Genomic DNA, 26,768 nt, shown 5'->3' with positions numbered 1-26,768 from the left:
TCCTAAGGCCATGGCGAGCGTCGGCAACTGGTCGGCCAGGTCGGCATCGCGATCGAGGCAGCGCAGGTCGAGCCAGAGGCGGTCCTCGGCGATGCGGCCCAGGATCGGTTTCGGCAACGCCCGCAGCGCGCCGGCCAGTTCGTCCAGGGCCGTACCCTTGCCTTTCGCCGCGCTGGGCGCAATGACGAGGCCGGCCGAAGGCAGGCGCTCGACCGGCAGCGAGCCGGAGCCGATCTGGCCCTGCATGGCGCTTGCGCTGACGTCGAACTTTGGCGTTAGCGCCTGCTGCACGAGCGGCAGCAGCCGGGCCGCCTGCTGCTCGATTTCGGCCAGCGGGCGGGTCAGCAGGCGCAGCGTCGGCAGGTTGCGGGTCAGCCGCTCGGGCTGCAGGTACAGGCGCAGCGTGGCCTCCAGCGCGGCCAGCGGCAGCTTGGACATGCGCAGGGCCCGCTTCATCGGGAACTTGCGGATGCGCTCGATGAACTCGCGCCGGCCGACGATCAGGCCGGCCTGCGGCCCGCCGAGCAGCTTGTCGCCGCTGAAGGTCACGACGTCGCAGCCGGCTTTCAGCATCTCCTGCGGCAGCGGTTCGCGCGGCAGGCCCCACTGCGCCAGGTCCACCAGCGAGCCGCTGCCGAGATCGCTGACCAGCGGCAGGCCGTGGCGGTGCGCGATCTCCGCCAGCGTGGCCTCGTCCACCGCCGCGGTGAAGCCCTGCACCTGGTAGTTGCTGGTGTGGACCTTCATCAGCATCGCGGTCTGCGCGCCGATGGCGGCCTCGTAGTCGCGCGCATGGGTGCGGTTGGTGGTGCCGACCTCGACCAGCGTCGCGCCGGCCGCGGCCATCACGTCGGGCATGCGGAAGGCGCCGCCGATCTCGACCAGCTCGCCGCGGGAGACGATCACCTCGCGGCCTCGCCCCAGCGCGGCAATGCACAGCAGCACGGCGGCGGCGTTGTTGTTGACGACCGTCGCCGCCTCGGCGCCGGTGATCTCGCAGAGCAGGCCTTCGACCAGGCTGTCTCGGTCTCCGCGGCCGCCGCTGGCCAGGTCGTACTCGAGGTTGTTGGGCGCGTTCATCGTCGCCATCACCTGGGCCAGCGCCTCGTCGGCCAGCAGCGAGCGGCCGAGGTTGGTGTGGATCACCGTGCCGGTGAGGTTGACGACGCTGCGGATGCGCGGCGCGAGGCGCGCGGCGCAACGGGCCTGCAGCGCCTCCTTCAAGGCCTCGGGTGCGAGCTCCGAACGCTCAAGTTCAGCTGACAGCGCGCGAAGGCGCAGCGCATCGAGCAGCGCCCTCGCCTCGCCGGTGACGAAGCGGTGGCCATGCGCCTGTACCAGCGCCGGCACGCTGGCGAGCAGCTTGTCGACCGAGGGGATGTCTTTGGGTTCCGCCTTCAGACCGTGGACCACGGATGCTTGGGGCGCCATGTCAGCGGCCTCCCGGATCGGGTGGCGCGTCGGGGTCGCCGAACAGCAGCATCAGGTTGACGCCCGCGCGTTCGAAACCGGCGTCGGACACCAGCAGGTCCAGCGTCAGCGAGGCGAGATCGTCGGCCAGCGGCTCGACCTGATGGTCCTTCTCCATATGGACGATTTTGAGATAACGCCCACATTCATCGCAACATTCGGCCTGCACCGCCTGGGCGCTGCCGGGCTGGGCATCGCCCGCGGCCTGCAGGTTCTCGTAGTGGATGCCCTTGGTGCTCTCGCAGTGGGCGCACTTGATGCGGACGTAGTGCCATTCGGCAGCGCACAGGCCGCAGTGCAGCAGCCGGCCGCCGTCGGTGCCCAGCCGGGTGACGCTGGCGACCGGGCGGGAGCCGCAGCAGGGGCACAGCGTGGCCGCGTCGGTGCGGCCGAAGGGTGCGATGCGGGCGCCGGCGTGGGCGGCCTGGGTCTGCCGCACCAGGCGCATCCAATGCAGTTGCAGGCCGGCCGCGATCAGCGGCGCGGTACCCAGGTCCAGGCCCAGCATCACGCCGCCGAGCAGTCGCTCGGCCTGGGTCTCCAGATGCTCGTCGCTGGCGGCGCGCAGGGCCTGCGCCACATCCTGGGCCGTGCCCGGTCCGAGGCGCAGCGCCAGCCGGCCCAGCAGTGCGCGCAGTTCATCGCGCCAGAGCGCCTCGCGCGGCCACAGCGCCGCCGGCAGCGGCGGGCGCCCGGCATGGGCAGCCGCCTCGATCTGGGCGGCATCGGGCAGTTGCAGCGCCACGGCCTGCTTCAGCTGCTCGTGCTGCAACTCCGCCACCGACGCGATGAACAGCAGGTAGTCACGCAACGCATCCTGCCGCGCAGCCAGCTGGCGCAGCCGCATCGCCCGCTCGCCGAACACGGTGGACTCGGGCAGGCGCAGGAAGGGTTGGGATTCGCCCGCGCGGACGGCGATCTCTTCGGGGCTCAGCAGGCGTTGTTGCTGCGTCGATTCGCTCATTTGTCTCCGGTCATTTCCCGGTACCAGACCAGGTGATGCTTGCGGGCCCAGGCCTCGCTGACGGTGCCGCGCGTCATCGCATGGACGCTGCCCTTGACCCAGATCGCCGCATAGATATGGACGATGGCGATCAGGATCAGCACCGTGGCCGACAAGGCATGCAGCACCACCGCGATTCTGCGCGCAAGGATCGGGAAGCCGTCCGCGAACCAGGGCTGCCAGAACATCACGCCGGTGACGAGCAGCAGCACCAAACAGATGCCCATGCCCCAGAACACAAGCTTCTGGCCGGCGTTGTTCTTGCCGACCTCGGGCATGCCGTCCTCGTCGCCGCGCAGCAGGCGCTTCGACTCGCGCATCCAGGCGCTGTCGCGCGCCTTCCAGACATTGCGCTTGCGGAAGCGGAAGAACAGGCCGACGAAGCCGAGGAACATCGCCACGCCGAAGAAGGGATGCAGGATCCGCGTCCACGGCCCGCCGCCGAACAGCGCGCTGAAGAAGTAGAAGGCCGGATGGAAGAAGGCCAGGCCCGACAGGCCAGCGCAGAGGAAGAGCAGCGCGACGATCCAGTGGTTGACCCGGTCGCCGTCCTTGTAGCGCAGGAGCATTCGCATGGTCACACCTCGTCCTTCGTGCCACCTTCGGTCTGGATCGGCCCGACCTTGATGTAGTGGAAGAAGCCGGCCACCGCCGCGCCGATCATCGCCGCCACCGCCAGCGGCTTGGCCACGCCCTTCCACAGCGAGACCCAGGGGCTGATCGTCGGGTTGGCCGGCAGGCCGGCATAGAGCTCGGGCTGGTCGCCGTGCTGCAGCACGTAGATCACGTGCGTGCCACCGACGCCGGGCGGGTCGTAGACGGCCGCCTTGTCGAAGCCGCGCGAGTTCAGGTCGGCGATGCGCTCGGCGCCGAAGTCCAGCATGTCCTCCTTGGCGCCGAAGCGGATCGCGCCGGTCGGGCAGGCCTTGACGCAGGCCGGCTCCAGGCCCACGCCGACCCGGTCGGAGCAGAGGCTGCACTTGTAGGCCTTGCTGTCCACCTTGGAGATGCGCGGCACGTCGAAGGGGCAGCCGGTGACGCAGTTGCCGCAGCCGATGCAGTGCTCGCTGATGAAGTCCACGATGCCGTTGGTGTACTGCACGATGGCACCCGGCGCAGGGCAGCTCTTCAGGCAGCCGGGGTCGGCGCAGTGCATGCAGCCGTCCTTGCGAATCAGCCATTCGAGGTGGTTCTGCTCGCGCTCGACTTCGGTGAAGCGCATCACCGTCCACGACTGGGCGCTCAGGTCGCGCGGGTTGTCGTAGGTGCCGATGTTGTCGCCGACCTCGTCGCGCAGGTCGTTCCACTGCATGCAGGCCACCTGGCAGGCCTTGCAGCCGATGCAGGAGGACACGTCGATCAGCTTGGCGACCTCGGCGACGTGGCGGCGCGCGTCGGGGCTGGGCGTGGTCGTCGCGGAGCGGCGGTTGATGTCGAGGGATTGAAGTGATGACATATCAAGCCTTCTCGATGTTCACCGTGAAGCTCTTGTACTCCGGCGTCTGGCTGTTCGCATCGCCGACGAAGGGCGTCAGCGTGTTCACCAGGAAGCCGGGCTTGGCCACGCCGACGAAGCCCCAGTGGTTGGGCAGGCCCACCGTGTGCACCTTCTTGCCGTCCACCGTCAGCGTCTGGATGCGCTTGGTCACCACCGCCACGGCCTTGATGAAGCCGCGGTTGGACGAGACCTTGACCCAGCCGCCGTCGGCGATGCCCTTCTCCCTGGCCAGTTCCTCGCCGATCTCGACAAACTGCTGCGGCTGGATGATGGCGCTCGTCTGGACGTTCTTGGTCCAGTAGTGGAAGTGCTCGGTGAGGCGGTAGCTGGTCGCCACGTACGGGAAGTCCTTGGGCTTGCCCATGTCGGCCAGGTCGCCCTTGAACACCCGGGCCGCGGGGTTGGCGCGGGCCTTGGGGTTCTTGTTCATCGGGTTGCCTTCCAGCGGCGACTCGAAGGGCTCGTAGTGCTCGGGCAGCGGGCCGTCCACCATGCCGGAAGGCGCGAACAGCCGGGCCACGCCTTCGGCCGTCATGATGAAGGGCTGCACCCGCTCGGCCTCGCCGGGATCTGCATCGGGGCGGATGTCGGGCACGTCGGAGCCGGCCCAGGCCTTGCCGTTCCAGGCCACTTGCCGCCGCTTCGGGTTCCAGGGCTTGCCGGTCGGATCGGCGGACGCGGCGTTGTAGAGCACGCGCCGGTTGGCCGGCCAGGCCCAGGCCCAGTTGAGCGTCTGGCCGATGCCGTACGGGTCGGCGTTGTCGCGTCGCGCCATCTGGTTGCCGGCCTGGGTCCAGGCGCCGGCGTAGATCCAGCAGCCGCAGGACGTTGAGCCGTCATCGCGCAGCAGGCCGAAGCCGCTGAGCTGCTCGCCGGCCTTGGCGAGAACCTTCGTGGCGTCCTTCGGGTCGGTCACGTCGGCCAGCGCCTTGCCGTTGTACTCCTTGGCCAGTTCCTCGGAGGACGGGCTGGTCGGGATCGCATAGGGCCAGGTCAGCTTGACGATCGGGTCGGGGAAGGCGCCGCCGTCCTTCACGTAGGCGGCCTTCAGGCGCATGAACAGGCCGGCGATGATCTCCGCGTCGCCATGCGCCTCGCCGGGCGGCTCGGCGCCCTTCCAGTGCCATTGCAGCCAGCGGCCGGAGTTGGTCAGCGAGCCGTCCTCCTCGGCGAAGCAGGTGCTGGGCAGGCGGAAGACGGTGGTCTGGATGTCTTCGCTCTTGACGTCGTTGTGCTCGCCGAAGTTCTTCCAGAACTCGGCCGTCTCGGTGTTGAGCGGGTCGATGATGACCAGGTACTTCAGCTTGCTCAGGCCCGCGATGATCTTCTTCTTGTTGGGGAAGGAACCGACCGGGTTGAAGCCCTGGCAGATGTAGCCGTTGAGCTTGCCCTGGCTCATCATCTCGAAGGCGTTGAGCACGTCGTAGAGCTTGTCGAACTTCGGCAGATAGTGGTACGCCCACTCGTTCTCGGCCGTGGCCGCGGCGCCCCACCAGGCCTTCTGCTGGCTGACGAAGAACTTCGGATAGTTCTGCCAGTAGCTCATCTGGTTGGGCCGCAGCGGCTTCAGGGCCCGGGTCTTGTAGTAGGTCTCGAGATCCTGCTCGCTGTCGCGCGCCAGGCTCATGTAGCCGGTCAGGCTGGTGCTGAGCAGGCCCAGGTCGGTCAGGCCCTGGATGTTGCTGTGGCCGCGTAGCGCGTTCATGCCGCCGCCGGCCAGGCCGATATTGCCCAGCAGCAGCTGCACCAGCGCGCCGGTGCGGATCATCTGCGAGCCCAGGCTGTGCTGCGTCCAGCCCAGGGCGTACATGATGGTCATCACCTTGTTGGGCTTGGCGGTCTCCGCGATCATGTCGCAGATCTTGACGAAGCGGTCCTGCGGCGTGCCGGTGATGCGGCTGACCATCTCGGGCGTGTAGCGCGAGTAGTGCGCCTTCATGATCTGCAGCACGCAGCGCGGGTTCTGCAGCGTGTCGTCCACCTTGGCAAAGCCCTTCTCGTCCAGCTCGTAGGCCCAGGACTTGTTGTCGTAGCTGCGCTTCTCCTCGTTGTAGCCGCTGAACAGGCCCTCGTCGAAGCTGTAGCCCTCGCCGACGATGAAGCTGGCGTTGGTATAGGCCTTGACGTAGTCCTTCTGGTACAGGTCCTTCGAGAGCAGGTGGTTGATGATGCCGCCGAGGAAGGCGATGTCGCTGCCCGCGCGGATCGGCGCGTAGTAGTCGCTCATCGCGGCCGAGCGCGTGAAGCGCGGGTCCACCACGATCAGCCTGGCCTTGTTGTGGTGCTTGGCCTCGATCACCCACTTGAAGCCGCAGGGGTGGGCCTCGGCGGCATTGCCGCCCATGATCAGCACGAGATCGGCGTTCTTGATGTCAACCCAGTGGTTGGTCATCGCGCCGCGTCCGAACGTCGGGGCCAGACTGGCCACCGTCGGTCCGTGTCAGACGCGCGCCTGGTTGTCGAAGACCAGCATCCCCGTCGAGCGCATCGCCTTGTGGGTGATGTAGCCCGATTCGTTCGAGGATGCGCTCGCGCAGAGCATGCCGGTGGTGAGCCAGCGGTTCACCGTCTTGCCGTCGGCGTTCTGGGCGATGAAGTTGGCGTCGCGGTCGGTCTTCATCAGCTTGACGATGCGATCGTTCGCCTCGTCCCAACTGATGCGCTTCCATTCCTTGCTGCCCGCCTCGCGCACCTCCGGCCACTTGAGCCGGTTGGGGCTGTGGACGAAGTCCAGCAGGCCCGCGCCCTTGGGGCAGAGGGTGCCGCGGTTGACCGGATGGTCCGGGTCGCCCTCGATATGGATGATCTCGCTGGTCACGTTCTTCGCCCGGTCACCGAGCGAGTACATGATGATCCCGCAGCCTACGGAGCAGTAGGGGCAGGTGTTGCGGGTCTCGGTGGTGCGGGCGAGCTTGAAGTTGCGCGCCTCGGCGAGGGCCGCCGTCGGCGAGAACCCCAACACCGCCAGGCTGGAGCCGATCAGCCCCGCCCCGCTCACCCGGAAGAACTGTCTCCGGTCCATGTCCATCTGCCTTGCCTCCTGCGGCTCCCGCCGCCTGGGTTGGAAGAGATGAGGTGCCGGACCACTGTAGTCCCGCGCGCCGGGCAAGGCAAATTTGTCGCAGTGCAACATAACCCCGACGCTCGACGCAGCCGGGGCCAGGTCTTGCCGCTCAGGTGTTCTTCGAGATGGAAATGGTCGGGAACTTGGCCGAGTAGTCCTTGGCCTGGGCGGCGATCTTGACCGCGACCTTGCGGGCCAGCGCCTTGTAGGTGGCGGTGATCTCGCTCCCGGGCTCGGCGACGACGCTCGGCCGGCCCTCGTCCGCCTGCTGGCGGATGCTCATGGCCAGCGGCAGGCCGGCCAGGTAGTCGATGCCGTACTGCTGGGCCATCTGCTTGCCGCCGTCGGCGCCGAAGATGTGCTCGGCATGGCCGCAGTGGGTGCAGACGTGGACCGCCATGTTCTCCACCAGGCCGAGGATGGGCACGCCCACCTTCTCGAACATCTTCAGGCCCTTCTTGGCGTCGATCAGCGCGATGTCCTGCGGCGTGGTGACGATGATGGCGCCGGTGACCGGCACGCGCTGGGCCAGCGTCAGCTGGATGTCGCCGGTGCCCGGGGGCATGTCGACGATCAGATAGTCCAGCTCCTGCCAGCGGGTCTGGCGCAGCAACTGCTCCAGCGCCTGGGTGGCCATCGGGCCGCGCCAGACCATGGCCTGGTCCTCGTCCACCAGGAAGCCGATGGACATGATCTGCAGGCCGTGGCTCTTCAGCGGCTCCATGATCTTGCCGTCCAGGCTCTCGGGCCGGCCCTTGGCGCCCAGCATCGTCGGCTGGCTCGGGCCGTAGATGTCGGCGTCCAGCATGCCGACCTTCGCGCCCTCGGCGGCCAGCGCCAGCGCCAGATTGGCGGCCGTCGTGCTCTTGCCGACGCCGCCCTTGCCCGAGGCCACGGCGATGATGTTCTTGACGCCGGGCAGCAGTTGCACGCCGCGCTGCACCGCATGGGCGATGACCCTGCTGCGGATCTCGACGACGACCCGGGCCACGCCCGGCACCGCGCGGGCCGCCGCCACCAGCGCGGTGCGCAGCGGCTCGAACTGGCTGGCGCCGGGATAGCCCAGCTCGACCTCGAAGCCGACATCGCCGTCGACACCGATGCTCAGGTTCTTCAACTGCTTCGTGCTGACGAAGTCGGTCTCGGTGTTCGGGTCGATGACGGCTTGCAGCGCCTGCAGCAGCGCGGATTCTTCGATGTGGGCCATGGGTCTGGGTTGCGGTGAATGGTTTGAAGGTATTGTTCCATGCATGGACAAGAACCTTCTTGACGAATGTCGTCTGCGCGTGCAGCGGCTGCTGGCCGATGGCCGCCGCGTGATCCTGGGCCTGGCCGGCTGCCCGGGCGCCGGCAAGTCCACGCTGGCCGCCGCGCTGCAGCGCGAGTTCGCCGGCGTCATTGGCGTGAAGAGCCAGGTCGTGCCGATGGACGGCTTCCACCTCGCTAACTCCGAGCTTCAGCGGCTCGGCTTCCAGGCCCGCAAGGGCGCGCTGCATACCTTCGACGGGGCCGGCTATGTGGCGCTGCTGCGGCGGCTGCGCGCGGCGGACGAGGCCGTCGTCTACGCCCCCGAATACCGGCGCGAGATCGAGGAAGGCGTGGCCGGCGCGATCGCTGTCTTCGCCGAGACGCGGCTGGTGATCACCGAGGGCAACTATCTGCTGGTCGACGAAGGGCCCTGGGCGGCGGTGCGGCCGCTGCTCGACGAGGCCTGGTTCGTCGACGTGGACGACACGCTGCGCAACGAGCGCCTGGTCGGCCGCCACATGCAGTTCGGCCGCAGCCGCGAGGCGGCGCTGGCCTGGATTGCCGGCAACGACGGGCTCAATGCCGAGGTGATCCTGCGCACGCAGCGGCGAGCGGATCTGGTCGTCCGGATGGATTGAAGGTCTGAAGACAAAAGGCACCCGGTGCTCGCGCATCGGGTGCCTTTGTGCTTGGTGGGCCCTGAGTGACTCGAACACTCGACCTACGGATTAAGAGTCCGCTGCTCTACCAACTGAGCTAAGAGCCCGAAATTCTCTTGGAATATTCGGTTCGCTGCTGACGATGAAGATATTTGGTGGGCCCTGAGTGACTCGAACACTCGACCTACGGATTAAGAGTCCGCTGCTCTACCAACTGAGCTAAGAGCCCCCGCAAAATCTTCTTCGAAAACAAGCTTCGAAATTCAACAACTGGTGGGTTGTACAGGATTCGAACCTGTGACCATCGGATTAAAAGTCCGGTGCTCTACCAACTGAGCTAACAACCCACTGATGATTTCCCGGCTTTTTAGTTCAGGATTTCAAGTTGTTCTGCCCTGCAGCAGAGCCTCACATTATAGGACGATTTTTTTAACGCTCGCAAGAGGTTTGAAGAAACTTTTTAGTCAATTCCGCGGCGGCCGCCATGCCGAAGCTGGCCGTGACGGCGACGCTCGATCCATAGCCATGGCAGTTGAGGCTGCCATCGGTATCGCCCACCTCGCAAGCCTCGCCCTCGCCTGCCGCCGGCATGTGCACCGGCTCGCGCGAGAACACGCAGGCCACACCGATCCGGCCGGCCCGCGGCGCCGCGTAATGCTTGCGCAGGCGCTGGCGCAGCGAGGCGAGCAGCGGGTCATGCGTCGTCGTCGACAGGTCCTCGACGGTCAGCAGGTGCGGCTGCTGCTTGCCGCCCGCGGCACCGACGGTGACGAAGGGCAGTTGCTGCTCGCGCGCCCAGGCGGCCAGCCGTGCCTTGGCGCGCACCTGGTCGCAGGCATCGATCAGGCCATCGACCTGCGCCGGCAGCAGCGCGGGCCAGTTCTCCTCGGTCACGAAGTCGTCCACGACCGTCACCTCGCAGCCCGGATGGATGTCCGCAATGCGCTCGCGCAAGGCCTGACCCTTGGCCATGCCGACGGTGGAGCCCAGCGCCTGGATCTGGCGGTTGATGTTCGATTCGGAGACCTGGTCGAAGTCGATCAGCGTGAGCCCCGCCACGCCAGAGCGGGCCAGCGCCTCGACCACCCAGGAGCCCACGCCGCCGAGGCCCACCACCGCGAAGCGCGCGCCGCGCAGGCGCAAGTAGTCGCGCTCGCCATAGAGGCGGCGCAGCCCGCCGAAGCGGCGCTCGAGATCGGCATCGAGAACTGCACTCAAATCATCTGCTCCATGCGCCACATCTGATAACGCAAGGCCCCGACGGCGCCGGCCACGATGGCCGCCAGCGCGATGAAGCTGCCGATGCTCAAGGTGGACACGCCCGACAGGCCCTGCCCGATCGTGCAGCCCAGCGCGACCACGCCGCCCACGCCCATCAGCACCGCGCCGACCAGGTGGTTGGCCACGTCCTCCACGCGGCCGAAGCCTTCCCAGCGGAAGTTGCGCGAGAGCAGCGCCCACACGCCCGAGCCGATGGCCACGCCGAAGACCGAGACGATGCCGATCGTCAGCACCTTGCTCTTGTCGCTGAAGAACATCAGCCAGTCCAGCGTGTAGGCGACCGGGGAAACGAAGCTGAGGCCGTCCATGCGCGCCGCGGAGGTCGCACCGACAAAGGCTTCCTCCAGCGTATTCGGATCCTCGGCCACATGGCCCAGCACGCCACCGACCCACCAGATGCCGGCGATGACGAGGCCGCTGCCGACGCCACCCAGCAGAGCGTCGAAGCTGCGGCCCTCGGCGCGCAGCAGCGCCCAGCCGACCAGCACCAGGCCCAGCAGGCCGCCGATCACCAGCGCCAGCTTCTGCTTGCTCGCACCGAGCGTCGGCGCCAGCAGCGAAGGCAGGTCCTGCCCCGTCGGCAAGGTGATCGCCACCGCATCGACGGTATTCACCCGCAGGACCGCCGTGATGCCCTTCAGCGTCGCGAAGGCCGCCACGCCCATCACGACGAACACCACCAGCGACTTCAGGTTGCCCGCGCCCAGCCGCACCAGCGTCTTGCTGCCGCAGCCCGAGGCCAGCACCATGCCGAAGCCGAACATCGCGCCGCCCACGAGGTTGGACAGCCACAGCAGCTTCGGCGCCGCATAGATCGTCTTGCCGGCGTCGAGCAGGCCCATGCCGACCATGAGGTTGAAGCCCAGCATGGCCACGCCGATGGCCAGCACCCACATGCGCATGCGGGCCCAGTCGCCCATGTTGACGATGTCGGCGATGGCGCCCATCGTGCAGAAGTGGGTGCGCTGGGCGATGGCGCCGAACACGAACGAGAGGCCGAAGGCCGCCCACAACACCTGGTGGCCCAAGGCGGCCATGTCGATCTCTTGCATAGGGGGCGGATTGTAAAAGGCAAGTAACAAGGCCCTGCATGCAGGGCCTTGGGATGGATACGCAGAACTAACGCCTTACTTCAGCGCCGCCAGCCTTTCCTTGCCGGCCTGCGCAGCCTCCGAGTTCGGGAAGGCCTTGATCAGGTCCTGCAGGCTCTTGCGGGCCGACTTCGTGTCCTTCAGCTCGATCTGGCAGTTCGCCAGCGCGAGCATCGCTTCCGGCGCGCGCGGATGGTCCGGGCTCGCGGCCAGGAAGGCCTTGAAGGTCGTGATCGCATCCTTGTAGCTGCGCTGGCCGTACTGGGCGTTGCCGAGCCAGAAGCGGGCCGAGTCGGCATAGCCGCTGGTCGGGAACTGCTTCAGGAAGCCGTTCAGCGACGCGGCGGCCTCGTCGAAGTCGCCCTTGCGGACCTGGCCCATCGCGCCGTCGTAGACGCGCTTCTCGTCCGGCGAGACATTGAACTCGCGGCCGTCCAGCGACACCTTCTGCGGCTCCAGCGGCTTCAGCCGCGTGTTGAGCGCATCGCTCTGGTCGATCAGCTTGCGCTGCGTATCCGAGAGATCGCGGGCGAGCTGCTCGTTCTGGCCGCGCAGCTTGGCGATCTCGCCGCGCAGCGACTCGATCTGGCCGTTGAGGTCCAGGATCGAGCGGCGCAGCGGGTCGATCTGCTCCTGGACCAGCTTGTCCAGGCGCGCGCGGGTGGCCTCGTCGTTCTGCTGCTGCCTGGCGCGCAGGTCGAGGATGGCCTTGCGGGCCTCGTCGTCCTCGAACAGCGCGGCACGCGCGGGCATGGCTGCGGCGGCTAGCGCCAGCAGCGAGGCGTACAGCAACGGGCTCAGACGCGCGCTACGCATGATCACTTGTCCTTCAGGTCAACGCGGCGGTTCTTGGCCCAGGCGGCTTCGGTGTGGCCGGCGTCCATCGGGCGCTCCTTGCCGAAGCTGGTAGCTTCGACCTGGGCGGCGTTGACGCCCAGCAGCGTCAGCGACTTGGCCACGGCCTCGGCGCGCTTCTGGCCCAGGGCCAGGTTGTACTCGCTGCCGCCGCGCTCGTCGGTGTTGCCTTCCAGGCGCAGGTTGACGCTCTTGCTGTAGTTCAGGCGCTTGGCGTGGGCTTCCAGCAGGCCACGGTACTCGTCCTTGACGGTGTAGCTGTCGAAGTCGAAGTAGACGGCGCGCTGGTTGGCCACTTCGGCGGTGTACTGGGCGTTCAGGTCGACGGTGGCGACCTTGGACTCAGCCATCGGGGCGGTGTTGGCATTGGCGTTCGAAGCCGGGGCCGGGGCGACCGGGCGGCTTTCGACCGGGGCCTTCTCTTCCAGCTTGGTGGACGAGCAGCCGACCAGCGCGGCGGACGCCAGCAGGCTCAGGGCAAGGTAGCTGAGGGGACGGTTCATCTTGTTCATGGAGGGGCTCCTGTTGCAGGTGGCGTTGGCCGGGTTGCGGGCCGCTGGAACTGCTCGGGCGACCCTGTCGAAAAACGGTAACAAATGTAATTGTCCAATGATTACTGCCGGGCCTGCCTTAGCGCAGGCTGAAGGCCGGCCCGCAATTCACCGGATGTGCGCAAAAAGGCTCATTTCGGACCGAAGGGGCCCCAGGTTGGCTCGCGCACATCGGCCGAGGTGGAGATCAGCTTGGCCTTGATCTTCCCGTCCAGCGTGGTCGTGACCAGTACGTCGCGGCCGCCGCTGCGGGTGGCGTAGACGATCAGGCGGCCGTTGGGCGCGAAGCTCGGGCTTTCGTCATCGGTGGTGTCGGTGATCTGGCTCACGTTGCCGCTGGCCAGGTCCATCACGCAAAGCTTGAACGAGCCGCCGCCGACGCGGGTGATGTAGGCCAGCGTGCGGCCGTCCGGCGAAATGTCGGGGCTGATGTTGTAGTTGCCGCTGAAGGTCACGCGGCTGGCCGGCCCGCCCTGGGCGGGCATGCGGTAGATCTGCGGGCTGCCGCCACGGTCGCTGACGAAATAGATCGCCGCGCCGTCGGGCGAGAACACCGGTTCGGTGTCGATGGCCGGCGATGTGGTCAGGCGGCGCACGCCGCTGCCGTCGCGGTTCATCAGGAAGAGCTGCGAGCCGCCGTCGCGCGACAGGGTCAGCGCCAGCTGAGAGCCGTCCGGCGAGAAGGCGGGCGCGCTGTTGGAGCCCTTGAAATCGGCGATCTTGCGGCGCTGGCCGGTCTGCAGGCTCTGAATCCAGACGACCGCCTTGCGGGTCTCGAAGGACACGTAGGCCAGTTCGCGGCCGTCGCGCGACCAGGCCGGCGAGATGATCGGATCGGGGCTCGCCAGCGCGACCTGGCCGCCTTCGCCGTCGGCATCGGTGATGCGCAGCGCATAGCGGCCGCCGGCCTTGGTCACGTAGGCCATGCGGGTGGCGAACACGCCGCGCTCGCCGGTGAGCTTCTGGTAGATCGAGTCGGCCATGCGATGGGCCGCGAGGCGCACGTCGTCGGGCGCCACGGCCGTGGCCTCGCCGCCGAAGTCCTGGCCCTTGACCACGTCCCAGAGCTTGTAGCGAACGTCCACCCGGCCATCGGCCAGGCGGGCGCAGGAGCCGGCGGCCAAGGCATCGGCGCCACGGCCGCGCCACTCGGTCCAGACGGGCGAGCTACTTTCGGTGAGGCCGGCGGGCGCATCGACGATGCGGAACTGGCCGCTGCGTTCGAGGTCGGCACGGACGATGGACGCGACCGGCTGGCCGGCGCGGGCTTCATCGCGAAGATCGGGAATCGCGATCGGCAGCTGCACGCTGCCGACGCCGGAGATCTCGACGCGGAACTGGGCCAGGGCGGGCCGGGTGGCCAGAGAAGCTGCCGCTGCTGCAGCAACGCCGCCCAGAAGGCGGCGCCGCGAAGTCGAAGTGATGTTTGTCTTGTCGTCGGACTCAAGCATCCCGTTATTCTGCCTCAGCCCTTTTGCAAGGCTTTGTAAGACATTGCCGCCTCATTGAAGACCGGTCATAACAAAACGATGTCGTAGTGCTCGGTCTGGTTGGCAGGCTCGGCCGTCAGCGAGATCGGCTTGCCGATGAAATCGGACAAGCCGGCCAGATGCTGACTCTCTTCATCGAGCAGCATCTCGACGACGTTAGCCGCCGCCACCACGCGGAACTCCCGCGGGCTGAACTGCCGCGCCTCGCGCAGGATCTCGCGCATGATGTCGTAGCAGACCGAGCGCGCGGTCTTGATCTGGCCGCGGCCTTCGCAGGTCGGGCAAGGCTCGCAGAGCATGCGGGCCAGCGACTCGCGGGTGCGCTTGCGGGTCATCTCGACCAGCCCCAGCTGCGTGAAGCCGCCCAGCGTGACCTTGGTGCGGTCCTTGGCCAGCTGCTTGCGGAATTCGCCCAGCACCGCGGTGCGGTGCTCGTCGCGGGTCATGTCGATGAAGTCGACGATGATGATGCCGCCCAGGTTGCGCAGCCGCAGCTGGCGCGCGATCGCGCCGGCCGCTTCGAGATTGGTCTTGAAGATCGTGTCGTCGAAGTTGCGGGCGCCGACGAAGCCACCGGTGTTGACGTCGATCGTCGTCATCGCCTCGGTCTGGTCGACGATCAGGTAGCCGCCGCTCTTCAGGTCCACCCGGCGGGCCAGCGCGCGGTCCAGCTCCGCGTCGATGTTGTAGAGATCGAAGATCGGACGCTCGCCGCGGTAGTGCTCCAGCTTGGCGGTGGCCGCAGGCATGAAGCTCTCGCCGAAGCTGTGCAGCACCTCGTGCTGCATCTTCGAGTCGATGCGGATCGAGTTGGTCTTCTCGGTCGTCAGGTCGCGCAGCACGCGCTCCACCAGGCTCAGGTCCTGGTGCAGCAGGCTGCCTGGCGGCGAGCGCAGGGCGCGCTCGCGGATCGCGCCCCAGGTCTTGCGCAGGTAGGCGATGTCGGAGCCCAGCTCCTCGTCGGACGCATCTTCCGCATTCGTGCGCAGGATGAAGCCGCCACCGCCGCCTTCCTCCGGCTTGCCGACCAGCGCCTGCATCCGCGCGCGCAACTGCTCGCGGGTCTCGGCCGAGCCGATCTTCTGCGAGATGCCGATGTGCTCGTCCTGCGGGAGGAAGACCAGCATGCGGCCGGCGATCGAGATCTGCGTGGACAGGCGCGCGCCCTTCGTGCCGATCGGGTCCTTGATGACCTGCACGGTCAAGGCCTGACCCTCGAACACCAGGCGCTCGATCGGCACCGCGGTGCCGGCCTCCGCGTGGTGGCCGCGCGGCGTGCCGCCGGTGACGTGCAGATCGGCCACGTGCAGAAAGGCCGCACGCTCGAGACCGATGTCGATGAAGGCGGACTGCATGCCCGGCAGCACCCGGGCGACCTTGCCCGAGTAGATGTTGCCGACCAGCCCCCGTTCCAGCGTCCGCTCGACGTGCAGCTCCTGCACGGCGCCGTTCTCGACGATGGCCACCCGCGTCTCCTGCGGCGACCAGTTGATCAGAATGTCTTCCATCTCGCCCTGCAATTCTTCTGGAGTGTTCTCGCATGGCCGACAGGGGCCATGCGGCAAGACTCTTCTCTAGAACCGGATCTGCCAGTGCGACAGCAACTGGGCGGTTTCGTACAGCGGCAGGCCCATGATGCCTGAATAACTGCCTTCGATGCGCGCGATCCAGGCTGCCGCCTGGCTTTGTATCGCATAGGCGCCCGCCTTGCCGAAGGGTTCGCCGCTTTCGACATAACGGCGGATCTGCTCGGCGGACAGCGGATCGAAGTCGACTTCGGAGACGCTGGTGCGCGCCACCCGGTCCGCGCCCAGGCCCACCGCCACCGCGGTGATCACGCGGTGCGTCCGGCCGGACAGCAGCGCGAGCATCGCCTCGGCCTCGGCCGCGTCGGCGGGCTTGCCGAGGATGTGGCCGTCGATGGTCACGGTCGTGTCCGAGCACAGCACTGGCGCCGGCGGCAGGCCGCGAGCGGCGAGCCGCACCAGCGCCGCATCGAGCTTGGCGCCGGTGACCCGCTCGACATAACGCTCAGGATCCTCGCCATCGATGACGGCCTCCAGCGCCTCGGCATCCTCCTCGGGGCCGGCCAGCAGCAACTCGTGCCGCACGCCCATCTGTTCTAGCAACTGGCGCCGGCGCGGGCTCTGGGAAGCAAGGTAGATGAAATCGCTCATTGGCGCCCCTCGGTCGATGGGTACATCACCCGATCCCCCAAGGGGATGCGAGCTTGCTTGGGACGGCCCGGCGCTGCGCTCGCTCATTCGCGGTGATACGGATGGCCCGTCGTCAGCGTCCAGGCACGGTAGAGCCCTTCGGCCAGCAGCACGCGGGCGAAGGCATGGGGCAGGGTCAGGTCGGACAGGCGCAGCGTCTCGTCGGCCGTGGCCTTCAGCGAAGGCAGCAGGCCGTCGGGCCCGCCGATCACCAGCGCCACGTCGCGGCCGTCGCCCAGCCAGAGCTTCATACGCTCGGCGAGCTGGACGCTGGTGCGGCGGTCGCCGCGCTCGTCGAGGATCACGCGACGCACCCCCTTCGGCAGCGCCGCCTCGATGCGCTGGGCTTCAGCAGCCATCATCTGCTCGGCCGTCTTGCCTGCCGTCCGCGGCTCGGCCTTGACGGCCTTCAGCTCGAGCCGCATTTCCGGCGGGAAACGCTTGGCGAAGTCCTCGTAGGCCGCGTCGGCCCAGGCCGGCTGGCGCTGGCCCACGGCCACCAGGAACAGCCGCATCAGGCCTTCTTGGCCGCGGGCTTCTTGGCAGCGGGCTTCTTGACTGGCGCCGCAGCCTTCTTCGCCGGAGCGGCGGCCCGCTTCGCGGGGGCCGCTGCCTTCTTGGCAGGCGCCGCCTTCTTGGCTGCCGGCTTGGCCGCGCCGACCTTGACGGTCTTCGTGGCCGGCGTCTTCACGCCGACGACGCGGCTGACACCCTTCTTCGCCGGCACCTTCTTGGCGGCCGGAGCGGCCGTCTTGGTGGCAGCCGCCTTCTTCGCCGCAGGCTTCTTCTTCGCCGGCTTGACGTCCTCGTCATCATCCGGCCCTTCGGAGGCCTTGACCAGGCGCGTCTCGCCGTCGTTCAGCTTCAGCTTGACCGGCTTGCCACCCCAGATCTCCTCGAGGTGGTAGTAGTCGCGGATGGCCGGCTGCATCACATGGACCACGGCGGCGCCGCAGTCGACGATGATCCATTCGCCGTTGTCCTCGCCCTCCATCCGCATGACCTGCATGCCGCGTTCCTTGACGGTCTCGCGCACGCTGTTGGCCAGGGATTTCGTCTGCCGGTTGCTGCTGCCCGAGGCGATGATGACCCGCTCGAAGAGCGGCGACAGGTGCTCGGTATTGAAGACCACGATGTTCTGGGCCTTGACGTCTTCCAGACCATCGACGATGGCCCGTTGCAGCTTGCGAATGTCCATTCAGTACCTTAGATAAAGGCGGTGGCGGCTAATGTACTCCGCGACCGCAGGCCCCACCAGGGGGCGGATGTCCTCGCCGCGCGAGGCCAGCTCGCGCACTTGAGTCGATGAAATCTGCAGCGCCGGCAACTCGAGCCGGCGCATCCGATGTGCCGGCATGCCGGCCGGCGCGGTGACTTCTTCGCCGGCCCGCGCGGCGACGGCCAGCGTGACCCGGGCCAGCAGGTCCTGCCAGCGATGCCAGCTCGGCAGCCGCGCGTACTGGTCCTGGCCGATGACGAGGAAGACCTCCTCGCCATCACCCAGCCGCTCGACCGTGTCGATCGTGTAGCTCGCTCCTTCGCGCTCGATCTCGCCGGCATCGAGGACGAAGCACGCCTCGCCCTCGATCATCAGCGCGACCATCGCGCGCCGGTGCTCCGCCGCCGTCACGCCCGCCTTCTGCCAGGGCTGGCCGGCCGGCACCCAGCGCAGCGCCTCCAGCGCCAGCTGGTCGAGGGCGCAATGCGCCAGGGCCAGGTGCGCCAGGTGCGGCGGATCGAAGGAGCCTCCGAAGAGACCTAGAGCCATAGGTGCGTGGGCTGCTCGTCCGCCCACTCGCGCGGGCGCAGGAAGTCCGAATACAGCTTCGCCTCCTGCGTGCCTGCCTCCGGCGCCCAGTCGTAGCGCCACTTCACCAGCGGCGGCATGCTCATCAGGATCGACTCGGTGCGGCCGCCCGACTGCAGGCCGAACAGCGTGCCGCGGTCGAACACGAGGTTGAACTCGACGTAGCGGCCGCGCCGGTAGGCCTGGAAGTCGCGCTCGCGCTCGCCGTAGGCCAGCACCGAGCGGCGCTCGACGATCGGCATGTAGGCCGGCAGGAAGGCGTCGCCGACCGAGCGCAGCATCGCAAACGAAGCGTCGAAACCACCCTCGTGGTGGTCGTCGAAGAAGATGCCGCCGATGCCGCGCGGCTCGTCGCGGTGCTTCAGGTAGAAGTACTCGTCGCACCACTGCTTGAAACGCGGGTACAGCGCCTCGCCATGCGGCTGCAGCGCGGCGCGGCAGGTCCGGTGGAAATGCTGGGCGTCGCGCTCGAAGCCGTAGTACGGCGTCAGGTCCATGCCGCCGCCGAACCAGACCACCGGCTCGGCGTCGGCCGGCATCGCGGCGAACATGCGCACGTTCATGTGCACCGTCGGCACGAAGGGGTTGTGCGGGTGCATCACCAGCGAGACCCCCATCGCCTCGAAGGCGGCGCCGGCCAGCTCGGGCCGCTGCTGCGTGGCCGAAGGAGGCAAGACCCGACCCCGTACATGCGAGAAGTTGCAGCCGCCCCGTTCGAACAGCGCGCCACCCTCGATCAGCCGGGTCAGGCCGTCGCCCTCCAGCCGGCCGCCGGGCTCGCGTTCCCAGGAATCGGTCATGAAGGCATTGCCATCGGCCGCCTGCAGCGCCGTGACGATGCGCTGCTGCAGGTCGAGCAGGTAGTTCCGTACGGCGAGCGTGTCGATCATGGCGAGGACGTGAAGCGGATGGGGCTGGCCAGCTCGGGGCGCCTGCCCTGGGCATGAGCCAGGTGCCTGGCGATCAGGGCCAGGTCTTGCCCGGCATCGCCGCTGATCTGGACAAAGGTGGTGAAGCCGACCGTGCGCGTTGCATAGTCGAAATAGACCAGCCCCACCGGCACCTGCGCCTGCAGCGCCACCTGGTAGGCCCCAGAGCGCCAGCCCGGGCCCAGCGAGCGCGTGCCCTCGGGCGTGACCGCGAGCCAGAACAGTTCGTTCCGGTCCCGCGCCCGCAGCATCTGCTGAGCGGTGTCGGCGACGATGCCGTGCCGGCTCTTGCGGTTCACCGCGATGCCGCCGACCCAGCGCAGCCAGGCACCGAACAGCGGCAGCCTGAACAGGCTGTCCTTGGCCCAGTAGCGCACCTGCAGGCCCAGCGCCCACTTGGCGAAGATGCCGACGATGAAGTCCCAGTTGGACGTGTGCGGGTACACCATCACCACGCCCTGCAGGGCGGGCAGGCCGTCGAAATCGACCTTCCAGCCGAACAGGCCCATCAGCCGGCGCGCCAGCGCACTGCCGGCGGGCTTGAAGATGCGCGGGCCGTCGATCAGGCGGGGCGCGACGAGGGCGTCGCGGGCGGTCATTATTTCTTCACCGCCCGGTAGCCGATGTCCTGGCGGTACTGCTTGCCGTCGAACTGGATGCCGGTGAGCGCGTCGTAGGCATGCTGCTGCGCCTTGCGGACGGACTCGCCCAAGGCGGTCACGCAAAGCACGCGGCCGCCGGAGCTCACCAGCTTGCCGTCCACCTCGGTGGTGCCGGCGTGGAAGACCATCGCGTCCTCGGCATCGGCCGGGAGGCCGCTGATCGCGTCGCCCTTCTTCGGGTTCATCGGATAGCCGCCGGCGGCCATCACCACGCCCAGCGCCACGCGGCGGTCCCACTGCAGTTCGACCTGGTCCAGCGTGCCATCGGTGGCATGCATCAGCACCTCGAACAGGTCGCTCTTGAGCCGCATCATGATCGGCTGCGTCTCGGGATCGCCCATGCGGGTGTTGAACTCGATCGTGCGCGGCTGGCCCTGCGCGTCGATCATCAGGCCGGCATAGAGGAAGCCGGTGAAGGGCACGCCGTCCTTGGCCATGCCGTTGATCGTCGGCAGGATGATCTCGTGCATCACCTTGGCGTGGACGTTGGGCGTCACGACCGGCGCGGGCGAGTAGGCGCCCATGCCGCCGGTGTTGGGGCCTTCGTCCTTGTCCAGCAGACGCTTGTGGTCCTGGCTGGTGGCGAGAGAGACGACGTTCTTCCCGTCGCACAGCACGATGAAGGACGCCTCCTCGCCGTCGAGGAACTGCTCGATGACGACCGCGGCGCCGCCGGCGTTGTGGGTGACGCCCAGGCGGTTGTCCTCCAGGATCCAGTCGATCGCCTCGTGCGCCTCGGCCAGCGTCATCGCGACCACCACGCCCTTGCCCGCCGCCAGGCCGTCGGCCTTGATGACGATCGGCGCGCCCATGCGGTCCACGTAGGCGTGGGCCGAGGGCGCATCGCCGAAGGTCTCGTAGGCGGCCGTCGGGATGTGGTGGCGCTTCATGAACTCCTTGGCGAAGGCCTTGGAGGATTCGAGCTGCGCTGCCGCCTTCGTCGGGCCGAAGATGCGCAGGCCGCGGGCGCGGAACTCGTCCACGACGCCGGCGGCCAGGAAGGCCTCGGGGCCCACCACGGTCAGCGCGATCTTCTCGCTGGCCGCGAAGTCGGCCAGCGCCTTCACATCGGTGATCGGAATGTTCTTGAGCCGCGCATCGCGGGCCGTGCCGCCATTGCCCGGGGCCACGAAGACCTGGCTCACCCGCTGGCCTTGCGCCAGCTTCCAGGCCAGCGCGTGTTCGCGCCCGCCACTACCCAGCACCAGGACCTTCATTCTTCAATGCTCGCGTTATGGAATACAGCCTGGGTGTCGTCCAGGTCCTCGATCACGTCCAGCAGCTTCTGCATGCGCTGGGCGTCTTCGCCCTTCAGCTCGATCGTGTTCTCGGGGCGCATCGTCACTTCCGCCACCTCGGCCTTGAGGCCGGCGGCTTCCAGCGCGTCGCGCACCTTCTCGAAATCGGCCGGTCCGGTCAGCACCTCGATGGCGCCGTCGTCGTCGGTGACCACGTCCTCGGCGCCGGCCTCCAGCGCCACTTCCATGACCTTGTCCTCCGACGTGCCGGGGGCGAAGATCAGTTGCCCGCAGTGCTTGAACTGGAAGGCCACCGCGCCTTCGGTGCCCATATTGCCGCCGTACTTGCTGAAGGCGTGGCGCACCTCGGCCACGGTGCGCACGCGATTGTCCGTCATCGTGTCGATGATGATGGCGGCCCCGCCGATGCCGTAGCCCTCGTAGCGGATTTCCTCGTAGCTGACGCCCTCCAGCGTGCCGCTGGCCTTCTCGATGTTGTACTTGATGCGGTCGGCCGGCATGTTGGCCGCCTTGGCCTTGTCCACCGCCAGGCGCAGGCGTGGGTTGGAAGTCAGGTCAGGGCCGCCCTGGCGCGCGGCGACGGCGATTTCCCGCACGATGCGCGTCCAGATCTTGCCGCGCTTCTCGTCCTGGCGGCCTTTTCGATGTTGGATATTGGCCCATTTGGAATGACCAGCCATTGGCTCTTGCTCCTGGGGATACGCCGTAGACGTAACCCTGTATTTCGTTGGATAGACTCCAATTTTAGCTGTAGCCCTCTGGAGCACCGATGAGCGACCCGATCCTGCTAGCCAAAAACAACGAAGTCGAATGCCTGCTGCTGCCGGCACTCGCGAATCGTCACGGCTTGGTCACCGGCGCCACCGGCACCGGCAAGACGATCAGCCTGCAGACGCTGGCCGAAAGCTTCTCGCGCCTGGGCGTGCCGGTGTTCATGGCCGACGTGAAGGGCGACCTGACCGGCATCTCCCAGACCGGGGCGCCCTCCGCCAAGCTGCTGGCCACGCTGAAGGAACGCGGCCTCGATGCGCCGACGGCCATCAAGTGCCCCACCACCGTCTGGGACGTCTTCGGCGAGCAGGGCCACCCGGTGCGCGCCACCGTGTCCGACATGGGTCCGCTGCTGCTGGCCCGCATGCTGGGCCTGAACGACACCCAGCAGGGCGTGCTGCAACTGGTGTTCAAGATCGCCGATGACGCCGGCCTGCTGCTGCTGGACCTGAAGGACCTGCGCGCGATGCTGCAGCACGTGGGCGACAACGCGGCCCAGTACCAGACCCAGTACGGCAACGTCAGCGCCGCCAGCATCGGCGCGATCCAGCGCGGGCTGATGTCCATCGAGGCCCAGGGCGGCGACAAGTTCTTCGGCGAGCCCATGCTCAACATCGCCGACCTGATGCAGACCGAGGGCGGCCTCGGCGTCATCAACATCCTCGCCGCCGACAAGCTGATGGCCTCGCCGCTGCTCTACGCCACCTTCCTGCTGTGGATGCTGTCCGAACTGTTCGAGACGCTGCCCGAGGTCGGAGACCTGGAGAAGCCCAAGCTGGTCTTCTTCTTCGACGAGGCTCACCTGCTGTTCAAGGACGCGCCGAAGGCCCTGATCGACCGGATCGAGCTGGTCGTGCGCCTGGTGCGGTCCAAGGGCGTCGGCGTCTACTTTGTGACGCAGAACCCGCTGGACATTCCCGATTCGGTGCTGGGCCAGCTCGGCAACCGGGTGCAGCACGCGCTGCGCGCCTTCACGCCGCGCGACCAGAAGGCCGTCAAGGCGGCCGCCGAGACGATGCGGGCCAAGCCGGGGCTGGACATCGCGACCGCGATCACCGAGCTGGCCGTCGGCGAGGCGCTGGTGAGCCTGCTGGACGAGAAGGGCCGGCCCGGCGTGACCGAGCGGGTCTTCGTGCTGCCGCCGGGCAGCCAGATCGGGCCGATCACGGCCGAGCAGCGGGCCGCGCTGATCAAGGGCTCGCTGGTGGCGGGCGTCTACGAGAAGGTGGTCGACCGGGAGTCGGCCTACGAGAAGCTGCGCGGCGTGGCGCCGGCCGGCGCTGGCGCTGCGCCCGCTCCTGCCCCGTTGCCCGGCACGCCGACCGCCGCCCCGGCCGACAGCGGCCCCGGCATGCTCGACGGCCTCAAGGGCGTGCTCTTCGGCACCACCGGCCCGCGCGGCGCCCATCACGACGGCCTGGTCGAAGTAGCCGCGCGATCGGCCATCCGCACGATGGGCACCTCCGTGGGGCGCGAGATCATCCGCGGCGTGCTGGGCAGCATCCTCGGCGGCGGCGGCAGCCGGCGCCGCTGATGCGCCGTTCGCGCCGCGCCATTGCGCTTCGTCGCAGCGCCATCGCGGCGCCGGCGCTGTCTCGGCACGATGGCGGCCATTCCCTCAACGCACAGGAATCGCCGCCATGCAAACCCTCCTCGCCATCGTTTCCCACATCCCCACCTGGGTCTGGGGCATCCTCGCCTTCATCCTGGTCATGGGCATGCGCCAGAGCCGTGAACAGCAGATGGGCCGCGGCCGGCTGATGGTGCTGCCGATCGTCTGGCTGGCCTTCGGCGTCTGGGGCGTGGACAGCGCCTTCGGCATCGGCGCCCTGCCCGCCTGGGGCGTCGGCCTGGTGCTGAGCCTGACGCTGGTGCTGCGCAGCGGCTGGCCCGGCGCCGCCCGCTATGACGCTGAATCCCGCAGTTATGTCGTCGCCGGGAGCTGGATGCCGCTGGCCCTGATGCTGACGATCTTCGTCACCAAGTTCGCCCTCGGCATGGGCCTGGCGCTGCACCCGGAGCTGGCCCGCGAGACGAGCGTGGCGACGGGCTTCAGCCTGCTGTTCGGCGCGCTGGGCGGCGTCTTCCTGGGCCGCTCGCGCAACATCCTCGCCAACAGTGCCCATGCAACGACCTGAACTCGTCCGCTGGCTCGCCTACCAGGTGGCCATCATCGTCTTCTGCGCGCTGGCGGTGGCCGCCGGGCTGATCCTGATCTTCCGCCAGGATCCCGGCATCACGCTGATCTACTGCTTCACGATCGCCACCAGTTGCTCCTTCTTCATCCAGTCCTTCAGCCGCGCCAGCCGCCTGCTGCTGCGCCGGCTGGGCGACACCAGCGAAGAGCGCCAGCATTGGCCGGGCTGGCCGCTGATGGTGGTGAGCCTGGTGCTGGGCACTTACATCGGCTACAGCGTCGGCACCCTGGCCGGCAATGCCATCACAGGCAGGCACGAGGCCGGCCTCCACGACAACCACAACACCCGCAACGTGCTGGCCATCCTGTTCGTCTCGCTGATCCCGGGCTTCGGCGTGACCTACTTCTTCCTCAGCCGCGGGCGCCTGGCCGCCGCCGAGCTGCGCGCCGAGACCGCCAAGGCCCAGGCCGCCGAGACCCAGCTGCGCCTGCTTGAATCCCAGCTCGAGCCGCACATGCTGTTCAACACGCTGGCCAACCTGCGGGTGCTGATCGGCATGGACCCGCCGCGCGCCCAGGCGATGCTGGACCACATGATCGCCTTCCTGCGCGCCACGCTGACGGCCTCGCGCAGCGGCAGCCATCCGCTGAAGGAAGAATTCGCCCGGCTGCGCGACTACCTGGCGCTGATGCAGGTGCGCATGGGCCCGCGGCTGCAGCCGGTGTTCGAGCTGCCCGCCGGCCTGGAAGAACAACCGGTGCCGCCGCTGCTGCTGCAGCCGCTGGTGGAGAACGCGATCAAGCACGGGCTGGAGCCGAAGATCGACGGCGGGGAGCTGCGCATCGCCGCAAGGGCCGAGGGCGGTCAGCTGATTCTCGAAGTTCGGGACGGCGGCGTCGGCCTGGGCCAGTCGCCCGAGACCGGCACGCAGTTCGGACTCCACCAGGTCCGTGAACGTCTCGCCACCCGCTATGGCGACGCCGCCACACTGAGCCTCGCGCCCGCGGCCGGCTCCGGTACGCTCGCCACCGTCACCCTGCCCCTGTCATGAACATCACCGCCCTGATCGCCGAAGACGAGCCGCTGCTGGCCGAGAACCTGCGCCAGGAGCTCGCGAAGCTCTGGCCCGAGCTGCAGATCGTCGCGATCGCGCCGCACGGCCAGGCCGCTGTCGACGAGGCGCTGGCCAAACGCCCGCAGGTCTGCTTCCTCGACATCCGCATGCCCGGCATGACCGGCCTCGAAGCCGCCGCCGCGCTGGCCGAGGACTGGCCCGACGACGGCTCGCCCTTCCCGCTGCTGGTCTTCGTCACCGCCTACGACCAGTACGCGCTGCAGGCCTTCGAGCGGGCGGCCTTCGACTACGTGCTCAAGCCCGTGCAGCCCGAGCGGCTGGCGCAGACGGTGCAGCGCCTGAAGGACGCCCTGACGGCGAAGCAGCAGCCCGGCATCGAGCAGGCGCTGGACCAGCTGCGCGGCCTGCTGGGCGCGCAACACCTGACCCCGGCCGCCGCCGCTCCCTTGCGCCTGATCCAGGTGGCCCAGGGCAACAGCATCCTGATGGTGCCGGTGGACGAGGTGCTGTACTTCGAGGCGGCCGACAAGTACGTCCGCGTGATGACCGCCGCCGGCAAGGAGCACCTGGTGCGCATCTCGCTGCGCGAGCTGCTGCCGCAGCTGGACACGCAGCGCTTCTGGCAGGTCCACCGCGGCACGATCGTGCGGGCCGAGGCCATCGAGCGCGCCGTGCGCGACGAGGCCGGCAAGCTGACGCTGCATCTGCGCGGCAGCGCCGACAGGCTGCCCGTCAGCCGCATGCACAGCCATCTTTTCAAGGGCCTATGAGCAGCCTGCTGCGCGAACGCCGCCATGGCCACGAGGCCAAGGTCTCCAACGCGGAGCTGTTCTTCGACCTGGTCTACGTCTTCGCCGTCACCCAGCTCTCGCACAAGCTGCTGGAGCACCTGAGCCCGCTCGGCGCGCTGCAGACGCTGCTGCTGTGGTTCGCGGTCTGGCTGGGCTGGCAGTACACCTGCTGGGTGACCAACTGGTTCGATCCGGAGAAGCTGCAGATCCGCCTCCTGCTGTTCGCGCTGATGCTGCTGGCCCTGCCCTTCGCGGCGGCCATCCCGGAGGCCTTCGGCGAGCGGGCGCTGCTGTTCGCCGGCTGCTATGTCGCTATGCAGGTCGGGCGCTCGCTGTTCGTGCTGGGATGCCTGGGCCGCGGCCATGCGCTGGCGCCCAACTTCCAGCGCATCCTCGGCTGGACGGTGATCTCCGGCCTCTTCTGGATCACCGGCGCGCTGCGCGAGGATCTGCGGCTGGCGCTGTGGGCCATCGCGGTGATCTGCGAATACGTCTCGCCGATGTTCGGCTTCCCGCTGCCGGGCCTGGGCCGCTCCAGCACCCGGGACTGGACCATCGAAGGCGGCCACCTGGCCGAGCGATGCCAGCTGTTCGTGATCGTCGCCCTCGGTGAATCGATCCTCGTCACCGGCGCCACGCTGTCGCAGGCGGCGGACTGGCACGGCGACACCGCGCTGGCCTTCGGCATCGCCTTCGCGATCAGCCTGGTGCTCTGGTGGATCTATTTCGACACCAGCAGCCGCGACGCCAGCCACCGGATCGCCCACGCGGACGACCCGGGCCGCATGGGCGCGCTGTTCCACTACCTGCATGTGCTGATCGTCGGCAGCGTCATCGTCGTGGCGGTGGGCTGCGAGCTGCTGATGGCGCATCCGCACGAGCACGTTGGCGCCACGCATGTGGCAGCCAC

At 68.1% G+C, this 26,768-nt stretch carries 26 protein-coding genes and 3 tRNA genes; 6 read left to right on the top strand and 23 right to left on the bottom strand.

Annotated elements, in window-relative coordinates; genetic code table 11:
- The 6 genes from selA to apbC form a co-directional block, all read right to left on the bottom strand.
- Positions 1–1,431 (bottom strand): L-seryl-tRNA(Sec) selenium transferase (selA, locus tag B0W88_RS14085; RefSeq protein ID WP_077035285.1); only part of this gene is annotated, 1,431 nt, incomplete at its 3' end.
- A gap of 1 nt (position 1,432) precedes the next feature.
- Positions 1,433–2,434: a formate dehydrogenase accessory protein FdhE gene (gene fdhE / locus B0W88_RS14080; RefSeq protein WP_077035284.1), complete on the bottom strand. Its 1,002-nt coding sequence runs from the start codon at positions 2,432–2,434 to the stop codon at positions 1,433–1,435.
- Positions 2,431–3,048 carry a formate dehydrogenase subunit gamma gene (locus tag B0W88_RS14075; protein ID WP_077035283.1) on the bottom strand — a complete coding sequence of 206 codons (618 nt, stop codon included), beginning with the start codon at positions 3,046–3,048 and terminating at the stop codon, positions 2,431–2,433. Before B0W88_RS14075 ends, fdhE begins: the two co-directional genes overlap by 4 nt.
- 2 nt (positions 3,049–3,050) lie before the next feature.
- On the bottom strand, positions 3,051–3,929 hold the full coding sequence (fdxH, locus tag B0W88_RS14070; protein ID WP_077035282.1) for a formate dehydrogenase subunit beta: 879 nt from the start codon (positions 3,927–3,929) through the stop codon (positions 3,051–3,053).
- A 1-nt stretch (position 3,930) separates the two neighbouring features.
- On the bottom strand, positions 3,931–6,999 hold the full coding sequence (fdnG, locus tag B0W88_RS14065; protein WP_144006763.1) for a formate dehydrogenase-N subunit alpha: 3,069 nt from the start codon (positions 6,997–6,999) through the stop codon (positions 3,931–3,933).
- A 145-nt stretch (positions 7,000–7,144) separates the two neighbouring features.
- Positions 7,145–8,242: an iron-sulfur cluster carrier protein ApbC gene (gene apbC / locus B0W88_RS14055; protein WP_077035279.1), complete on the bottom strand. Its 1,098-nt coding sequence runs from the start codon at positions 8,240–8,242 to the stop codon at positions 7,145–7,147.
- A gap of 43 nt (positions 8,243–8,285) precedes the next feature.
- On the opposite strand from apbC, the gene B0W88_RS14050 reads away from it, so the two are divergent.
- Complete coding sequence (locus B0W88_RS14050) at positions 8,286–8,921, top strand: nucleoside/nucleotide kinase family protein (RefSeq protein WP_077035278.1); 636 nt, start codon at positions 8,286–8,288, stop codon at positions 8,919–8,921.
- Between the two features lie 52 nt (positions 8,922–8,973).
- Here B0W88_RS14050 and B0W88_RS14045 read toward each other — a convergent pair.
- The 17 genes from B0W88_RS14045 to B0W88_RS13965 all read right to left on the bottom strand — a co-directional run bounded on the left by B0W88_RS14045 (position 8,974) and on the right by B0W88_RS13965 (position 21,763).
- Positions 8,974–9,049 (bottom strand) — tRNA-Lys (locus tag B0W88_RS14045).
- A gap of 46 nt (positions 9,050–9,095) precedes the next feature.
- Positions 9,096–9,171 (bottom strand) — tRNA-Lys (locus B0W88_RS14040).
- A 42-nt stretch (positions 9,172–9,213) separates the two neighbouring features.
- Positions 9,214–9,289 (bottom strand) — tRNA-Lys (locus B0W88_RS14035).
- Positions 9,290–9,371: 82 nt separating this feature from the next.
- The gene (locus B0W88_RS14030; protein WP_077035277.1) at positions 9,372–10,160 is read right to left on the bottom strand and encodes a ThiF family adenylyltransferase; all 789 of its coding nucleotides are present in this window, start codon (positions 10,158–10,160) and stop codon (positions 9,372–9,374) included.
- Complete coding sequence (locus B0W88_RS14025) at positions 10,157–11,275, bottom strand: YeeE/YedE family protein (RefSeq protein WP_077035276.1); 1,119 nt, start codon at positions 11,273–11,275, stop codon at positions 10,157–10,159. Before B0W88_RS14025 ends, B0W88_RS14030 begins: the two co-directional genes overlap by 4 nt.
- Before the next feature lie 75 nt (positions 11,276–11,350).
- Complete coding sequence (gene ybgF / locus B0W88_RS14020; protein WP_077035275.1) at positions 11,351–12,130, bottom strand: tol-pal system protein YbgF; 780 nt, start codon at positions 12,128–12,130, stop codon at positions 11,351–11,353.
- Positions 12,131–12,132: 2 nt separating this feature from the next.
- Positions 12,133–12,681, bottom strand: coding sequence for a peptidoglycan-associated lipoprotein Pal (pal, locus tag B0W88_RS14015; RefSeq protein ID WP_369973887.1), 549 nt, complete (start codon positions 12,679–12,681; stop codon positions 12,133–12,135).
- A 170-nt stretch (positions 12,682–12,851) separates the two neighbouring features.
- Positions 12,852–14,171, bottom strand: coding sequence for a Tol-Pal system beta propeller repeat protein TolB (gene tolB, locus B0W88_RS14010; RefSeq protein WP_077035274.1), 1,320 nt, complete (start codon positions 14,169–14,171; stop codon positions 12,852–12,854).
- A 65-nt stretch (positions 14,172–14,236) separates the two neighbouring features.
- A complete protein-coding gene (gene rng / locus B0W88_RS14005; RefSeq protein ID WP_077035273.1) occupies positions 14,237–15,718 on the bottom strand; it encodes a ribonuclease G in 1,482 nt (493 codons plus the stop codon).
- A gap of 66 nt (positions 15,719–15,784) precedes the next feature.
- Positions 15,785–16,387, bottom strand: coding sequence for a nucleoside triphosphate pyrophosphatase (locus tag B0W88_RS14000; protein ID WP_077035272.1), 603 nt, complete (start codon positions 16,385–16,387; stop codon positions 15,785–15,787).
- A gap of 83 nt (positions 16,388–16,470) precedes the next feature.
- Positions 16,471–16,941, bottom strand: coding sequence for a 23S rRNA (pseudouridine(1915)-N(3))-methyltransferase RlmH (gene rlmH, locus B0W88_RS13995; RefSeq protein ID WP_077035271.1), 471 nt, complete (start codon positions 16,939–16,941; stop codon positions 16,471–16,473).
- On the bottom strand, positions 16,941–17,624 hold the full coding sequence (gene rsfS, locus B0W88_RS13990; RefSeq protein WP_077035270.1) for a ribosome silencing factor: 684 nt from the start codon (positions 17,622–17,624) through the stop codon (positions 16,941–16,943). The genes rlmH and rsfS overlap by 1 nt, the downstream gene beginning before the upstream one ends.
- Positions 17,625–18,194: a nicotinate-nucleotide adenylyltransferase gene (gene nadD, locus B0W88_RS13985; RefSeq protein WP_077035269.1), complete on the bottom strand. Its 570-nt coding sequence runs from the start codon at positions 18,192–18,194 to the stop codon at positions 17,625–17,627.
- Positions 18,185–19,120: an oxygen-dependent coproporphyrinogen oxidase gene (gene hemF / locus B0W88_RS13980; RefSeq protein WP_198937838.1), complete on the bottom strand. Its 936-nt coding sequence runs from the start codon at positions 19,118–19,120 to the stop codon at positions 18,185–18,187. Before hemF ends, nadD begins: the two co-directional genes overlap by 10 nt.
- Positions 19,120–19,761 (bottom strand): 1-acyl-sn-glycerol-3-phosphate acyltransferase, encoded by a 642-nt coding sequence (locus tag B0W88_RS13975; RefSeq protein ID WP_083748782.1) that lies wholly within the window; start codon positions 19,759–19,761, stop codon positions 19,120–19,122. The genes hemF and B0W88_RS13975 overlap by 1 nt, the downstream gene beginning before the upstream one ends.
- Entirely contained in the window at positions 19,761–21,041 is a 1,281-nt protein-coding gene (gene purD, locus B0W88_RS13970; RefSeq protein ID WP_077035267.1) for a phosphoribosylamine--glycine ligase, read from the bottom strand. The genes B0W88_RS13975 and purD overlap by 1 nt, the downstream gene beginning before the upstream one ends.
- Positions 21,038–21,763: a YebC/PmpR family DNA-binding transcriptional regulator gene (locus tag B0W88_RS13965; RefSeq protein WP_077035266.1), complete on the bottom strand. Its 726-nt coding sequence runs from the start codon at positions 21,761–21,763 to the stop codon at positions 21,038–21,040. Before B0W88_RS13965 ends, purD begins: the two co-directional genes overlap by 4 nt.
- A gap of 89 nt (positions 21,764–21,852) precedes the next feature.
- On the opposite strand from B0W88_RS13965, the gene B0W88_RS13960 reads away from it, so the two are divergent.
- From B0W88_RS13960 to B0W88_RS13940, 5 genes are all read left to right on the top strand, one after another.
- Positions 21,853–23,388 carry a helicase HerA-like domain-containing protein gene (locus tag B0W88_RS13960; protein WP_077035265.1) on the top strand — a complete coding sequence of 512 codons (1,536 nt, stop codon included), beginning with the start codon at positions 21,853–21,855 and terminating at the stop codon, positions 23,386–23,388.
- A gap of 106 nt (positions 23,389–23,494) precedes the next feature.
- Positions 23,495–23,992, top strand: coding sequence for a DUF6622 family protein (locus B0W88_RS13955; RefSeq protein ID WP_077035264.1), 498 nt, complete (start codon positions 23,495–23,497; stop codon positions 23,990–23,992).
- Positions 23,979–25,043 carry a sensor histidine kinase gene (locus B0W88_RS13950; protein ID WP_077035263.1) on the top strand — a complete coding sequence of 355 codons (1,065 nt, stop codon included), beginning with the start codon at positions 23,979–23,981 and terminating at the stop codon, positions 25,041–25,043. The genes B0W88_RS13955 and B0W88_RS13950 overlap by 14 nt, the downstream gene beginning before the upstream one ends.
- The gene (locus B0W88_RS13945; RefSeq protein ID WP_077035262.1) at positions 25,040–25,837 is read left to right on the top strand and encodes a LytTR family DNA-binding domain-containing protein; all 798 of its coding nucleotides are present in this window, start codon (positions 25,040–25,042) and stop codon (positions 25,835–25,837) included. The genes B0W88_RS13950 and B0W88_RS13945 overlap by 4 nt, the downstream gene beginning before the upstream one ends.
- A partial coding sequence (locus B0W88_RS13940; protein WP_077035261.1) for a low temperature requirement protein A occupies positions 25,834–26,768 on the top strand: 935 nt, incomplete at its 3' end. The genes B0W88_RS13945 and B0W88_RS13940, both read left to right, overlap by 4 nt.

The organism is Pelomonas sp. KK5 (assembly GCF_001984095.1).
In the GTDB taxonomy this organism is placed as follows: Bacteria; Pseudomonadota; Gammaproteobacteria; order Burkholderiales; family Burkholderiaceae_C; genus KK5.
This window is presented reverse-complemented; position numbering and strand designations above follow the sequence as displayed.

Excerpts from the sequence above, each read along its gene's own strand:
- fdhE (WP_077035284.1), bottom strand. The coding sequence starts at position 2,434 with ATGAGCGAATCGACGCAGCAACAACGCCTGCTGAGCCCCGAAGAGATC.
- B0W88_RS14075 (WP_077035283.1), bottom strand. The coding sequence starts at position 3,048 with ATGCGAATGCTCCTGCGCTACAAGGACGGCGACCGGGTCAACCACTGG.
- fdxH (WP_077035282.1), bottom strand. The coding sequence starts at position 3,929 with ATGTCATCACTTCAATCCCTCGACATCAACCGCCGCTCCGCGACGACC.
- apbC (WP_077035279.1), bottom strand. The coding sequence starts at position 8,242 with ATGGCCCACATCGAAGAATCCGCGCTGCTGCAGGCGCTGCAAGCCGTC.
- B0W88_RS14050 (WP_077035278.1), top strand. The coding sequence starts at position 8,286 with ATGGACAAGAACCTTCTTGACGAATGTCGTCTGCGCGTGCAGCGGCTG.
- B0W88_RS14025 (WP_077035276.1), bottom strand. The coding sequence starts at position 11,275 with ATGCAAGAGATCGACATGGCCGCCTTGGGCCACCAGGTGTTGTGGGCG.
- ybgF (WP_077035275.1), bottom strand. The coding sequence starts at position 12,130 with ATGCGTAGCGCGCGTCTGAGCCCGTTGCTGTACGCCTCGCTGCTGGCG.
- pal (WP_369973887.1), bottom strand. The coding sequence starts at position 12,681 with ATGAACAAGATGAACCGTCCCCTCAGCTACCTTGCCCTGAGCCTGCTG.
- tolB (WP_077035274.1), bottom strand. The coding sequence starts at position 14,171 with ATGCTTGAGTCCGACGACAAGACAAACATCACTTCGACTTCGCGGCGC.
- rng (WP_077035273.1), bottom strand. The coding sequence starts at position 15,718 with ATGGAAGACATTCTGATCAACTGGTCGCCGCAGGAGACGCGGGTGGCC.
- B0W88_RS14000 (WP_077035272.1), bottom strand. The coding sequence starts at position 16,387 with ATGAGCGATTTCATCTACCTTGCTTCCCAGAGCCCGCGCCGGCGCCAG.
- rlmH (WP_077035271.1), bottom strand. The coding sequence starts at position 16,941 with ATGCGGCTGTTCCTGGTGGCCGTGGGCCAGCGCCAGCCGGCCTGGGCC.
- rsfS (WP_077035270.1), bottom strand. The coding sequence starts at position 17,624 with ATGGACATTCGCAAGCTGCAACGGGCCATCGTCGATGGTCTGGAAGAC.
- nadD (WP_077035269.1), bottom strand. The coding sequence starts at position 18,194 with ATGGCTCTAGGTCTCTTCGGAGGCTCCTTCGATCCGCCGCACCTGGCG.
- B0W88_RS13975 (WP_083748782.1), bottom strand. The coding sequence starts at position 19,761 with ATGACCGCCCGCGACGCCCTCGTCGCGCCCCGCCTGATCGACGGCCCG.
- purD (WP_077035267.1), bottom strand. The coding sequence starts at position 21,041 with ATGAAGGTCCTGGTGCTGGGTAGTGGCGGGCGCGAACACGCGCTGGCC.
- B0W88_RS13965 (WP_077035266.1), bottom strand. The coding sequence starts at position 21,763 with ATGGCTGGTCATTCCAAATGGGCCAATATCCAACATCGAAAAGGCCGC.
- B0W88_RS13960 (WP_077035265.1), top strand. The coding sequence starts at position 21,853 with ATGAGCGACCCGATCCTGCTAGCCAAAAACAACGAAGTCGAATGCCTG.
- B0W88_RS13955 (WP_077035264.1), top strand. The coding sequence starts at position 23,495 with ATGCAAACCCTCCTCGCCATCGTTTCCCACATCCCCACCTGGGTCTGG.
- B0W88_RS13950 (WP_077035263.1), top strand. The coding sequence starts at position 23,979 with ATGCAACGACCTGAACTCGTCCGCTGGCTCGCCTACCAGGTGGCCATC.
- B0W88_RS13945 (WP_077035262.1), top strand. The coding sequence starts at position 25,040 with ATGAACATCACCGCCCTGATCGCCGAAGACGAGCCGCTGCTGGCCGAG.